The organism is Clostridium sp. 7_2_43FAA (assembly GCF_000158375.2).
Lineage (GTDB): Bacteria > Bacillota > Clostridia > Clostridiales > Clostridiaceae > Clostridium > Clostridium tertium.
This window is the reverse complement of sequence record NZ_JH815221.1, coordinates 79,112-91,987: the sequence shown is the minus strand read 5'-3', so window position 1 is coordinate 91,987 and position 12,876 is coordinate 79,112. Positions and strand designations below refer to the sequence as shown.

The 12,876-nt window shown below is 29.6% G+C and carries 12 protein-coding genes; 4 read left to right on the top strand and 8 right to left on the bottom strand.

The window, feature by feature from the left end; all coding sequences use genetic code 11:
• Nucleotides 1-12 precede the first annotated feature (12 nt).
• The 4 genes from CSBG_RS01150 to CSBG_RS01135 all read right to left on the bottom strand — a co-directional run bounded on the left by CSBG_RS01150 (nt 13) and on the right by CSBG_RS01135 (nt 4,106).
• Entirely contained in the window at nt 13-1,884 is a 1,872-nt protein-coding gene (locus CSBG_RS01150; protein WP_008676347.1) for a fructose-specific PTS transporter subunit EIIC, read from the bottom strand.
• Nucleotides 1,885-1,898: 14 nt separating this feature from the next.
• The gene (gene pfkB, locus CSBG_RS01145) at nt 1,899-2,804 is read right to left on the bottom strand and encodes a 1-phosphofructokinase (protein WP_008676345.1); all 906 of its coding nucleotides are present in this window, start codon (nt 2,802-2,804) and stop codon (nt 1,899-1,901) included.
• Entirely contained in the window at nt 2,801-3,553 is a 753-nt protein-coding gene (locus tag CSBG_RS01140; protein WP_008676342.1) for a DeoR/GlpR family DNA-binding transcription regulator, read from the bottom strand. Before CSBG_RS01140 ends, pfkB begins: the two co-directional genes overlap by 4 nt.
• A 232-nt stretch (nt 3,554-3,785) precedes the next feature.
• The gene (locus tag CSBG_RS01135) at nt 3,786-4,106 is read right to left on the bottom strand and encodes a (2Fe-2S)-binding protein (protein ID WP_008676339.1); all 321 of its coding nucleotides are present in this window, start codon (nt 4,104-4,106) and stop codon (nt 3,786-3,788) included.
• Nucleotides 4,107-4,334: 228 nt separating this feature from the next.
• Between CSBG_RS01135 and pflB the strand changes: the two genes are divergently transcribed.
• Entirely contained in the window at nt 4,335-6,566 is a 2,232-nt protein-coding gene (pflB, locus tag CSBG_RS01130; RefSeq protein WP_008676336.1) for a formate C-acetyltransferase, read from the top strand.
• A gap of 35 nt (nt 6,567-6,601) precedes the next feature.
• Here the strand turns inward: pflB and CSBG_RS01125 are convergent, their stop codons facing one another.
• The 3 genes from CSBG_RS01125 to CSBG_RS01115 form a co-directional block, all read right to left on the bottom strand.
• Nucleotides 6,602-7,486: a tocopherol cyclase family protein gene (locus CSBG_RS01125; RefSeq protein ID WP_008676333.1), complete on the bottom strand. Its 885-nt coding sequence runs from the start codon at nt 7,484-7,486 to the stop codon at nt 6,602-6,604.
• Nucleotides 7,476-8,918 (bottom strand): FAD-dependent oxidoreductase, encoded by a 1,443-nt coding sequence (locus CSBG_RS01120; protein WP_008676331.1) that lies wholly within the window; start codon nt 8,916-8,918, stop codon nt 7,476-7,478. Before CSBG_RS01120 ends, CSBG_RS01125 begins: the two co-directional genes overlap by 11 nt.
• An 87-nt stretch (nt 8,919-9,005) precedes the next feature.
• Nucleotides 9,006-9,482 carry an iron dependent repressor, metal binding and dimerization domain protein gene (locus CSBG_RS01115; protein ID WP_008676329.1) on the bottom strand — a complete coding sequence of 159 codons (477 nt, stop codon included), beginning with the start codon at nt 9,480-9,482 and terminating at the stop codon, nt 9,006-9,008.
• A 173-nt stretch (nt 9,483-9,655) separates the two neighbouring features.
• Between CSBG_RS01115 and CSBG_RS01110 the strand changes: the two genes are divergently transcribed.
• Both CSBG_RS01110 and feoB read left to right on the top strand, forming a co-directional pair.
• Entirely contained in the window at nt 9,656-9,883 is a 228-nt protein-coding gene (locus CSBG_RS01110; RefSeq protein ID WP_008676327.1) for a FeoA family protein, read from the top strand.
• 21 nt (nt 9,884-9,904) lie between these two features.
• A complete protein-coding gene (feoB, locus tag CSBG_RS01105) occupies nt 9,905-12,016 on the top strand; it encodes a ferrous iron transport protein B (RefSeq protein WP_008676325.1) in 2,112 nt (703 codons plus the stop codon).
• A gap of 117 nt (nt 12,017-12,133) precedes the next feature.
• Here feoB and CSBG_RS01100 read toward each other — a convergent pair whose 3' ends face one another.
• Entirely contained in the window at nt 12,134-12,406 is a 273-nt protein-coding gene (locus CSBG_RS01100; protein ID WP_008676324.1) for a hypothetical protein, read from the bottom strand.
• A 233-nt stretch (nt 12,407-12,639) separates the two neighbouring features.
• Here CSBG_RS01100 and CSBG_RS18890 point away from each other — a divergent pair, with 233 nt between their 5' ends.
• Nucleotides 12,640-12,768 (top strand): hypothetical protein, encoded by a 129-nt coding sequence (locus tag CSBG_RS18890; protein WP_008676321.1) that lies wholly within the window; start codon nt 12,640-12,642, stop codon nt 12,766-12,768.
• Nucleotides 12,769-12,876 lie beyond the last annotated feature (108 nt).

Below are 12,876 nucleotides of genomic sequence, written 5' to 3'. Positions count from 1 at the left end.
TATTTTTTATAATTATTTTTTATTTTTCTTTAATATTGCTAATACTATCATCCCTACTAAAGATCCAATAACTAGAGCTCCAAAATAACCTAGTGGATTGGTTATAACTGGAAGAACAAATATTCCACCATGTGGTGCTCTTAAAGCACAACCAAATGCCATTGATAAAGCTCCTGCAGTTGCAGAACCAACTACACATGCTGGTATTACTCTTAATGGATCAGCTGCAGCAAAAGGTATTGCGCCTTCTGTTATAAATGATAATCCCATAATATAGTTTGTTACTGCTGATTGTCTTTCTTTAGCTGTAAATTTCTTTTTAAAGAAAGTTGTACATAATGCTATTGCAAGTGGAGGTACCATACCACCAATCATTACTGCTGCCATAAATTCAAATTGTCCACTAGCTAATGATGCTGTTCCAAATACATATGCTGCCTTATTTAAAGGACCTCCCATATCAAATGCCATCATTCCACCTAGAACTGCGCCAAGTAATATTTTGCTACTTTCCCCCATATTGTTTAGAACATTTGTAATACCAGTATTTAATGCTGCTACTGGTGGATTAATTACAAACATTATTATTGCACCTATTAATAAAATTCCTAAGAACGGATATAGTAAAACTGGCTTTAATCCTTCTAAGCTATTTGGTAATTTTTCAAATAACTTCTTTAATCCAACTATTAAATATCCTGCTACAAAACCTGCAATTAAAGCCCCTAGGAAACCTGAACCACCTTTATTTGCAAGCATACCCCCAACAAATCCTACTGCTAGTGCTGGCCTATCGCCTATGCTCATTGCTATATATCCAGCTAGTATAGGTAACATGAAATCGAATGCTGTTCCACCTACAGTTTTTAAGAAGGCAGCAAATGGAGTATTCATACCAAAGTTTGCAGGATCAATGCTATAATCATCAAATAAGAATGCTAAAGCTATTAAAATCCCTCCACCTATAACGAATGGTAACATATGAGATACACCATTCATAAGGTGTTTGTATATTTGGTGTCCTATACTATCTTTTTCTCCTGATGATTCTTCTTCTGAAGTTTTTGCTCCATTGTGGTGATAAACTGGTGCCTCTCCTGAAGTAGCTCTATTTATCAATTCTTCTGCTTTATGTATCCCATTTGCAACTTTAGTTTGAATTACTTTCTTTCCATCAAATCTTGCCATTTCCACTTTTTTATCAGCTGCAATTATAATACATTCTGCTTCTTCTATTTCTTTTGCTGTTAATACATTTTTAGCACCACCTGAACCGTCAGTCTCTACTTTTATTGAAACTCCCATTTCTTTAGCTTTTCCCTCTAAGCTTTCCGCTGCCATGTAAGTATGAGCTATTCCAGTAGGGCATGCTGTTACAGCTAAAATTTTATATCCATCTTTACTTTCTGCTTTATCTTTATTCAACTTTTCATTTTCAAAATCATCTATTAATTTTATAAATTGATCTGCTGACTTTGCATTTAATAATCCACTTCTAAAATTTTCATCCATTAACATAGTAGATAGCCTTGCTAAAACCTCTAAATGAAGATTATTTTCTCCATCTGGAGCTGCAATCATAAAAAATAATTTTGCTGGTTGACCATCTAAAGAATCATAATCAACTCCATCATTAACTACCATTGCTGCTAAACCCGCATCCTTAACAGCACTTGTTTTAGCATGTGGTATAGCAATTCCATCACCTATACCAGTTGTACTAAGTTCTTCTCTCGCTAAAACAGCTTTCTTATATTCCTCTTTATTGTTTAAGTTTCCTGATAAATTCATTAAATCAACTAATTTATCAATAGCCCCTTCCTTAGAAGTAACTTTAGGATTTATTGCTATAGATTTTTTGTTTAATAAATCTGTAATTTTCATTTTAATCCTCCAAATTATAATATTTGATTCAATAACTCATAAACTTTTTCTTTTGTTGCTAATCCTTCAGAAAATGCACTTGCACTTCCAGTAGCAACACCCATCTTAAAAGCTTCTTCTAAACTTTTATTTTTTAAATATCCAGCTATAAAGCCTCCTACCATTGAATCACCAGCTCCAACTGAATTAATTAAAGTTCCTTTAGGTACATCCGATTTAATTATTTCATCCTTTTCTGTTACAAATATAGCCCCATCACCAGCTCTTGAAATTAAAACATTTTGTGCTCCCATTTCTCTAAGCTTTTTTGCATAAATCACTATATCATCTTCATTTTCTATAGTGGCATTAAATAATTCTGCTAATTCATGATGATTAGGCTTAATTAAAAATGGTTTGTATTTTAATACATTTAATAAAAGTTCCCCTGTTGCATCAACAATGAATCTAATCCCTTTACCAGATAACCTTTCCATTATTATTTCATATATATTTTTAGGAAGAGTTGCTGGAATACTACCCGCTAAAACTAAAATATCGCCTTCTCTTAATAATTCTAGCTTTCTATATAATTCTTCTAGATCTTGATCTGAAATACTAGGGCCTTGACCATTTATTTCCGATTCTTCATTAGATTTTAACTTAACATTTATTCTAGACATCCCATTATTAAGCTTTATAAAATCGGTATTACATCCAAAAGCTTTTATTTTATTCTCTATTTCCTCTCCAGTAAAACCTGCTATATATCCAAGTGCTACATTTTCTACATCTAAGTTCTTTAACACTATAGAAACGTTTATCCCCTTGCCTCCAGCATAAACTTCTTCATAAGACGTTCTATTTACTTGACCTAATTTAAAGTCTTGAACTCTTACTATATAATCTAATGCCGGATTAAAAGTTATAGTATAAATCATAGCTTTAAAACCTCCACTATTTCTGCTTTATTACAATAACTAGTATTCTCTAATATTGTTGTTATTATCACTGCTTCGTCTATTTCTCCAAAAGTTATACAACTAATTTCATTAAATTTAGTTTTATCTGCTAAAATATATGAGTTCCTTGTCCTTTTTAGTGCTTCTTCCTTAACTAATGCTTCCTTCATATCAGGAGTAGTATATCCTCTGTAGTCAGATATCCCATTTGTTCCAAAGAAACCTTTAGTGAAATTATATCTTTTCAAACTATTTATAGCTTCCACTCCAACTATAGCTTCTGTTGAGTCTTTTATCTCTCCGCCAAGTATATAAGTTCTAAATCCATTACTTATTAGCTTTTTTGCTTGATTTATTCCATTAGTAACATATATAGCTTCTTTTTCTTCTAAAAAATCAATCATTAAATTTGTTGTTGTTCCTGAATCTATATATACAAAATCATCTTTTTTTATAAGACTTGCTGCATGTTTTGCAATAATAGATTTATCATTAATATTTAATGTTTCTCTTATTGATACTAAGTCATCTTTAGTATGAAATTCTTTTTCTAATAGAGTCGCTCCCCCATGAACTTTTTTAAGCTTTCCTACTTCATCTAAATAATTCAAATCTCTTCTTATTGTAGATTCTGAAGTATCTAACATCTTTACAAGTTCATTTACATATACTACAGAATTATTTCTAAGTTCTTCTAATATAAGCTTATGTCTTTCTTCAGTTAACACTAAAATCACTCCCAACTAAATAATACAACTTTTCAAAATCAAATTCAACCATCTTCAATCATTTTCATTCATTTTCAATCACCTTCATCCATTTACATTCATATCAATCAATTTTATTAATACTTATTACCATTTAACCCATAAATATTATTATTTTCTTTTTATAAAAATAAAAACCTCAAGGTTTTATTCCTTAAGGTTTATTTTCGTGTAATTAATAGCAAAATATACTTTATCTCTTTAATTCAATAATATTTTCGATTAACCCCTTACATCTTCCGCAAGTACTTCCTGCTTTAGTTAGCTCTCCAACTTTTTCAACTGTATCTGCCCCATTATTAACTGCATTCACCACATCTTTTAAAGACACATTATTACAGCCACATACAGAATCTAAAATTGCTTGAACTTGGCTTGTACATCCCCCACAACAAGTTGCAGCGCCAGTTTGATCCATTATTTCATCTAAAGTTCTAGCTCCACCTTTCATTGCTTTTCTTATATCTAAATAACTTACGTTCCTACATCTACAAATCACTCTATCTCCAGCCATAAGATCCTCCAAGATTATATTTATTTCTTTAATATTATATATCGATAGTACTTATTATTCAATATATTTTATTAATTAATTTTTTATATTATTATTACATTATTTAAGTATTAATTTATTGCAATAAGAGCACATTAATGTTAAAATTTACTTGATAAATATTATTTACTGAGAACTATTTCCAATATAAGTCAGTATTTATAAATGTTAGAAAAAGGGGTGCATTATATGAAGCAAGAATGGATCAATTTTAAAGAAGGTCAATGGACTAAATCTGTTGATGTAAGAAACTTTATACAATTAAACTATACTCCATACAATGGGGATGATAGCTTTTTATCTGGTGCTACAGAAGCCACAAAGAAGTTATGGGATGAGGTTAGTGAATTATTTAAAAAGGAAAGAGAAAACGGTGGAGTTTTAGACGTTGATACTGAAACTGTTTCTGGTATTAATGAATATAACGCTGGATATATAGATAAAGCTTTCGAAAAAATAGTCGGTGTTCAAACTGATGCTCCATTAAAAAGAGCTGTAATGCCTTTCGGCGGTATCAGAATGGCTGAAAATGCTGCAAAATCTTATGGCTATGAAGTAAGTCCAAAAATTTCAGAAATATTTACTAAATATAGAAAAACTCATAATCAAGGTGTTTTCGATGCTTATACTGACGAAATGAGATTAGCAAGAAAATCTGGTGTTATCACAGGTCTTCCTGATGCCTATGGTAGAGGAAGAATAATAGGTGACTATAGAAGAGTTGCTCTATATGGAGTTGACAGATTAATAGAAGATAAAATTGCTCAAAAGAAGAGCTTAGAAGTTAGATGTATCGATGAAGATGTTATTAGATTAAGAGAAGAACTTTCTGATCAAATAGTTGCTTTAAAAGAATTGAAAGGATTAGCTGAAACTTACGGTCTTGATATATCTGGACCAGCTAAAAACGCTAAAGAAGCTATTCAATGGTTATACTTTGGATTCTTAGGTGCAATAAAAGACCAAAATGGTGCTGCTATGTCTCTTGGAAGAACTTCAACATTCTTAGATATATATATTGAAAGAGATTTAAAAGCAGGATTAATTACTGAGGAAGAAGCTCAAGAATTAGTTGATCATTTCGTTATGAAATTAAGACTTGTAAAATTCTTAAGAACTCCAGAATATAATGACTTATTCTCTGGAGATCCAACTTGGGTTACTGAATCAATTGGTGGTATGGGACTAGATGGAAGAACATTAGTTACTAAAAACTCTTTCAGAATCCTTAATACACTATATACTTTAGGCCCATCACCAGAACCTAACTTAACTGTACTTTGGTCAACAAGATTACCTCAAGGATTTAAGGACTTCTGTTCAAAAGTTTCTATTGATACAAGTTCTGTTCAATATGAAAATGATGATTTAATGGCTCCTTACTGGGGTGATGATTATGCAATTGCTTGTTGTGTATCTGCTATGAGAGTTGGTAAGCAAATGCAATTCTTCGGTGCTAGAGTTAACTTAGCTAAAACTTTACTTTACGCTATAAATGGTGGAAGAGATGAAAAGTATGGAATGCAAGTTGGTCCAAAACTAGCTCCAATAACTAGTGAATATTTAAATTATGAAGAAGTAATGGATAAATTTGAAATAATGACAGACTGGTTAGCTAACCTATATGTTAACACTTTAAATGTTATTCACTACATGCATGATAAGTATTCTTATGAAAAATTACAAATGGCTTTACATGACAGAGACGTATTTAGAACAATGGCTTGTGGTATCGCTGGATTATCTGTTTGTGCTGATTCACTTTCAGCTATTAAATATGCTAAAGTTAAACCAATAAGAAATGAAGAAGGAATTGCTGTTGATTTTGAAATCGAAGGTGATTTCCCTAAATACGGAAATGATGATGATAGAGTTGATGATATAGCTGTATATCTTGTTGAAAATATGATGAACAAAATAAGAAAAAACAAGACTTACAGAAATGCTTACCATACTCAATCAGTATTAACAATAACTTCAAATGTTGTTTATGGTAAGAAGACTGGTACTACTCCTGATGGAAGAAAAGCTGGAGAACCATTTGCTCCAGGAGCTAATCCAATGCATGGAAGAGATAACAGTGGTTCATTAGCATCATTAAACTCAGTTGCTAAACTACCATATGAGCATTCACAAGATGGTATATCAAATACCTTCTCAATAATTCCAGATGCTTTAGGAAAAAATTCTGAAGATAGAATTAAGAACTTAAGCTCACTAATGGATGGATATTTTGGTCAAAATGCTCACCACTTAAACGTAAATGTATTTGATAGAGAAACTCTATTAGATGCTATGGAGCATCCAGAGTTATATCCTCAATTAACTATAAGAGTTTCAGGATATGCTGTAAACTTCATTAAGTTAACAAGAGAACAACAATTAGATGTTATAAACAGAACATTCCATAAATCAATGTAATTTATTAGGGACTTAGTATTTACTAAGTCCCTTCTTTACTTAACATACTCGAAGCTTGCTTTTTCACTTTCTAAGTTAAAAATTAATTTATCTTTCTTATAGAATTTAAATCTTGCTTTACATGATATATTTTCATAAATTGTTCTTATCATTTTTCCGCCATCTGGTGCTAATAGTTTTTGAGGATAATTTTCATTTATTTCTATTTCCAACTTATATTTTCCTCTTTTTATAATCAATCCATTTTCATTGTAATTAATTATTTTAACACCATTATAAGTTGCTAGTCTATATTCCTTTTCTTTATATAAAATAGATGCAATACACCCTTTAAATTCAAACCCTAAGAATGGAATATCTGCAATAGAAACCATAATGTTTGCCTTTGTATTTTTAAAACTATTACATTGAATCCATAAATATGATTTAGGAAATGACTTTCCTGAGTCCTTCTCAATATACCCTATACCGTCTTTTATTATTATCTCTTCATTATTTATATTCAATTTCCCATTAACTATATGATGTAAACTTATTATTCCATGACTACATTCCATAAAGGGAAATAAAGCAAATGGCCCCATTATATCGCTTTTAATTGTAATAATATTATCATAACTTAACTTACCTTTTATTTTTATATCACTGCTAACTATATTTAATATCAATCCCTTTTTAGAAAATATATTATCTCTTATCTTAATAGTTAGCTTATCATAACTTATTGAAAAGTCTTTAAAATCGTACTTTATATTATAGGATTCCTTATTAGTTATCACTTGAATAAATGCATATCTTAATCCATTTTTATCAATATTTATACCTGGAATAAAAGCTATACTATCATCTCCAAATTGTTGTTTAAAATACCACCCTTCAAAAAAGCTTTTCTTATTACTATATGAATTTTTATTCTTCATACCTTAAATCCTTTATAGAAGGTGAATCTAATAAGTTCCCCTTAAAATCAAATCTTGATCCATGACAAGGGCAATCCCAAGATAAATCATCTGCATTCCACTTTAGCTCACATCCTAAATGCGGGCACTTAGTTGAAACAGTATAAACTTTTCCCTCTTTATTCTTATAAACTCCAACCTTTTCTCCATTATAAATAACAATTTCACCTTCGCCATTGTTTACATGTTCTATTGTTTGCATTGGTATATGTATTTTCTGCGCAATAAAGTTATATGCTGTTTCTACTCCATCTTTCGCCAGATTTTTTATAGATGCAGTCATATCAAATCTACTCGGAGAAAATATATCGTTAAAATCATGCTCAACACCAACTATCATATCACTAATAATTATTGATGAAACCATAGATGATGTCATTCCCCATTTATTAAATCCAGTGGCTACATAAACATTTGGCATTTCCTTAGAATAAATGCCTATATAAGGAATTCCATCAGAAGTCATACAATCTTGAGCTGACCAACTATATTTTTCTACAGATTCAGGATATAGTTTTTTGGCTAGGTCTCTAAGTTTATCATAAGATCCACCTAATTCATTATCTCCAGTTCTCTTAGAGATTCCCCCCAAAATTAACAAATCCTTATATCGTCTAAATGTATAGCCACCATCTTTTTCATCTAAATACATTCCATGAAGAATCTGAGCATCTTTAAGTGCAATTAAATGCTCTCTTTCTTGGTGCATTCTCATAAAATAATACCCTGGAGTATTTATTATTGGAAAATGAGTTGCTACAACAATACTTTTAGCTTTTATATTTGCATGATTAGTTATAACAGTATCTTCTTTTATGTCTATAGCTTTGGTATCCTCATAAATAACTAAATCTTTAGCTATATAATTCAAAAATTTTATAGGATTGAATTGCGCTTGATTTTTGAATTTTAAAGCCTTTGCTATTTTAAACGGTAATTCAATTTCATCTACTAATTCAGCATCTATTCCAATCTTTATTGCTGCTTCATATTCATTTTCTATCTTTTTAGGATTATCTAAACTATATACATACGCATCTTCTACTTCAAAATCACACTCTATATTATTACTATCAATTATTTCTTTATATGATTTCATAGCTAATTCATTTGCTTTTGCATATTTTTTTGCATTTTCTTCACCAAATTCTTTTATAAGCTTATCATATATTATATTATGTTGTATTGTTATTTTAGCTGTCGTGTTTTTAGTATTTCCGTTTAATATTTTTCCTCTATCTATAACAGCAACATCTATACCTCTTTTTTTTAGCATATATGCTGTTAGCAGCCCTGTTATACCAGCTCCAATAACAACTGCTTCTACTTCTATATCTTCCTTTAAATGATTTCTTTCCTTAATATTATAACTTTCACTCCAAACGGATTTCATAAAAATATCACCTCATCCTTTATTATTCCATTAATTTTAGTAATTAAACAAATTAAGAATAATGTGATTAATAAATTCAACTTTTTATTATGAATTTTTACTTTTTATAAAATTATCATCTAATTTTTCTTTTATATCCGGGTATTTTTCTACCACTTCTATGAAATTTATTATTCTCTCAAAAGTTTCTTTATTTAAAACATGCTCTATTTTTTCAGTTTCTTGTAATAAATACTTTGATACACCCAATATCTTTAGAAACTTTTCTATAGTATTATGTCTATTTAACAAATATTCACCATAACTACTTCCATTTTCAGTCAACTTTACATAACCATATTTCTCATAGTTAGCTAAATTTAATTCACCTAACTTTTTTATCATCTTTGTTATTGAAGCTGGTTTTACATTTAATGCCTTTGATAAATCTCCAACCCTAGTAAACCCCTTATTTTTTGATAATCTATATATCATTTCTATGTAATCTTCCATTGAAGCTGTAATTAATCCACTATCGTTTTTTAAATAGTTATTGAAAGTATAAAATTCTTCACGCTCCTTCATATATCCCCCTCCATACCATACCTATCTTTATATTATATTTAACTACCTAATATAAAATTCTTATAAAATTTTATATTTTTGTATCAATATTTATTATTACTTCATAAATTGAACTATAAATAAATTTAGCCTAAGCTAAAAAAATTAGATAAACGAAACTATGGAGGTAATTTATGAAAAACTTATCAGAAATCAAAGTTGGAAGTAGCGTAATTGTAAAAAGAAATAATTCCAAATCATCACTTAAAGAAAGACTATTAGCATTAGGATTAACTCAAGGTGCAATAATAGAGGTGCTTAGAAAAGGCCCTAAAAATAATCTAACAGTCTATAGAATCAGAGGAGCTATGATTGCTTTAAGAAAAGAAGAAGGAGAACTTATTGAAGTTTCCGAACTATAAATTTAAAGAGGTGATTTTCAAATGGGTTTAACAGCTCAAACTAGTAAAATTAATTCTATGAAGGACATTTTTAATATTGGTAAAAAAAACAACCAATATGTAATTGCTTTGGCAGGCAATCCCAATACCGGTAAAAGTACTGTTTTCAATTATTTAACTGGACTTCATCAGCATACTGGAAACTGGCCTGGTAAGACAGTTGTAAATACTCGTGGCGAATTTAGCTACAACGATAATGAATATATTCTTGTGGACTTACCTGGAACCTATTCACTATTTTCCTCATCTATTGATGAAGAAGTCGCAAAGGATTTTATATGTTACGGCAATTATGATGCTGTAGTTGTAGTTACTGATGCAACTTGCTTAGAAAGAAATCTAAATCTTGTTTACCAAATTTCTGAACTAACTAATAACGTTATTACTTGCGTTAACTTGATAGATGAAGCCAAAAAGAAAAACATACAAATTGATAAAGATGGACTTGAAAATTCCTTAGGAATACCCGTAGTGCTTACCGCTGCAAATAAGGGTATAGGTATGGATAATCTTAAAACCGAAATCGAAAATTTAGCTGTAAAAAAGAAAACTCCAACCCCAAATAAAACTATATATAGTGATGTTATTGAGAATCTCGTTGAACAAGTAGAAAAAAAATTAGAACCCTATGATATTATAAATAAAAGATGGATAGCCTTAAGGCTAATAGATAGTAACTATGATATATTTAAAAAACTCGATGAATTTGATGATAAATTTAACACTATGATAGCAAAGAAACTTCAAGAAGAACTTAATTTAAATATAAATAAAGATAACCTAAGAGAGTATATTTCAGAAATGAATTATAAGCAAGCAAAGACAATAAAAGATAAATTTGTAAAAGAGGATGTAAAAAAAATAAATAGAGACAAAAAAATAGACGATATAATAACTTCAAAGGTATTTGGAATCCCATTAATGCTACTTTTACTTGGAATCGTATTTTGGTTAACTATAGAAGGCGCAAACTATCCTTCACAGCTTTTATCTGACATCCTGTTTTCATTTCAAGATAAATTAACTGAATTATTTAATTTTCTAGGAGCTCCAGATTGGTTACATGGAATTTTAGTCTTAGGCTTATATAGAACTTTAGCTTGGGTTATAGCTGTAATGCTTCCCCCTATGGCTATATTTTTCCCTCTCTTCACTTTACTAGAAGATTCAGGATATTTGCCTAGAATAGCCTTTAACTTAGATCATATGTTTAAAAAATGTTGTGCGCATGGTAAACAATGCCTAACTATGTGTATGGGATTCGGATGTAATGCTGCTGGAGTAATAGGATGTAGAATAATAGAATCCCCAAGAGAACGACTTATAGCAATAATAACTAACAACTTTGTTCCTTGTAATGGTCGCTTCCCTACGTTGATTGCAATAGCTACAGTATTCTTTGCTGTTACATCTAACAACACAATAAATAATATAATTCCATCATTATCTATTACATTTATGGTTATATTAGGTATAGCTATGACTTTATTTGTTTCATTTATTTTATCTAAGACTCTTTTAAAAGGTATACCTTCAACATTTACACTTGAGCTACCACCATATAGGAAGCCTCAAATAGGCAGAGTATTATACACTTCAATTATAGATAGAACAATATTCGTTTTAAGCAGAGCTGTTCTAGTTGCCGCTCCCGCTGGTGCAATTACATGGATATTAGCCAATATCTATATAGGAGATTTAAGTATAATAAGCCATATAGCCAACTTCTTGCAACCTTTAGGCAACGCCATTGGTCTAGATGGATTTATACTTCTTGCTTTTTTAGTCGGCCTTCCAGCAAACGAAATAGTTCTTCCTGTATTATTAATGGCATACCTAGCTACAGGAACATTAACTGACTTTTCAAGCATAGAATCTCTAAGAGAAATTTTAATAAATAATAATTGGACTTTACTTACTGCTCTAAATACTATGCTATTTAGTTTACTTCATTGGCCTTGTTCAACCACTCTTTGGACAATAAAGAAAGAAACTGGTAGCATTAAATGGACAATACTATCGTTTATAATTCCTACTGCAATAGCCTTTTTGGTATGCTTTTTAACGGCATCAGTATATAGATTAGTTGTATAAATATTTTTATCCAATAACTATAAATAGCTTAATGATAAAATACCATTAAGCTATTTATAGTTATTATAATGCTTGGCTTTTAACTAAATATCACAGCTGTATCTTTATTTTAAGCTATTACATTTTCTTCTTTTCCCTACTCTCCACCTTTCCACAACATCCTCCTTCTTTTCTTTTTAAGAACATCATAAGTAACATTATTATCATAATTAAAGGACATATAAAAGGTGCTATTAATCCTAATACCCCACTAACTTTAGGAGAAAATTTATAAACTATTGGTGATAATAATATTATAACTATTGGCAAGGCACAACATAAACTCATATGAAACACATGTCTAAAATAACTACGTTTATAATCATATCTGTCTTTATTATTATGATTCATTTTTAATCCTCCTTATTAAAAATCAATAAAATTTTTTCCTATAATAATATTAATCATTTTAAATGAAGATTTTATGAATTTACTTCATATTTATAAAATTCGTTTATTAATAATATTTATTTAATCTCCATAATTTCTTCATATTTATATAATATAATTCTCACATCAACTTAATAGCAGCTTATTAACTTAATTAAATTTAAGTAGTATGAGCTTTTTAAGGAGGAAATCTAATGATAAATTTTCTAAAAATTATATTAAGTAAAAATTACAGAAAAACATACTATAAAAAAGTTTTAAATGATTATAATAGATATAGTATTGAACTAGAAAAAATATATAGAGCAACTAATGTTATTTAAGTTGATCCCCCTAAGGCTAAAGCCTTATAATTATAAAATAGCAAATTAATTAGGATTATTTTCTAATTAAAATCAAATTGTCTAGTAACAATAGTGTTACTAGACAAT

Excerpts from the sequence above, each read along its gene's own strand:
- CSBG_RS01120 (WP_008676331.1), bottom strand. The coding sequence starts at position 8,918 with ATGAAATCCGTTTGGAGTGAAAGTTATAATATTAAGGAAAGAAATCAT.
- CSBG_RS01150 (WP_008676347.1), bottom strand. The coding sequence starts at position 1,884 with ATGAAAATTACAGATTTATTAAACAAAAAATCTATAGCAATAAATCCT.
- CSBG_RS01110 (WP_008676327.1), top strand. The coding sequence starts at position 9,656 with ATGAAAAACTTATCAGAAATCAAAGTTGGAAGTAGCGTAATTGTAAAA.
- CSBG_RS18890 (WP_008676321.1), top strand. The coding sequence starts at position 12,640 with ATGATAAATTTTCTAAAAATTATATTAAGTAAAAATTACAGAAAAACA.
- CSBG_RS01115 (WP_008676329.1), bottom strand. The coding sequence starts at position 9,482 with ATGAAGGAGCGTGAAGAATTTTATACTTTCAATAACTATTTAAAAAAC.
- feoB (WP_008676325.1), top strand. The coding sequence starts at position 9,905 with ATGGGTTTAACAGCTCAAACTAGTAAAATTAATTCTATGAAGGACATT.
- CSBG_RS01100 (WP_008676324.1), bottom strand. The coding sequence starts at position 12,406 with ATGAATCATAATAATAAAGACAGATATGATTATAAACGTAGTTATTTT.
- pflB (WP_008676336.1), top strand. The coding sequence starts at position 4,335 with ATGAAGCAAGAATGGATCAATTTTAAAGAAGGTCAATGGACTAAATCT.
- CSBG_RS01135 (WP_008676339.1), bottom strand. The coding sequence starts at position 4,106 with ATGGCTGGAGATAGAGTGATTTGTAGATGTAGGAACGTAAGTTATTTA.
- CSBG_RS01125 (WP_008676333.1), bottom strand. The coding sequence starts at position 7,486 with ATGAAGAATAAAAATTCATATAGTAATAAGAAAAGCTTTTTTGAAGGG.
- pfkB (WP_008676345.1), bottom strand. The coding sequence starts at position 2,804 with ATGATTTATACTATAACTTTTAATCCGGCATTAGATTATATAGTAAGA.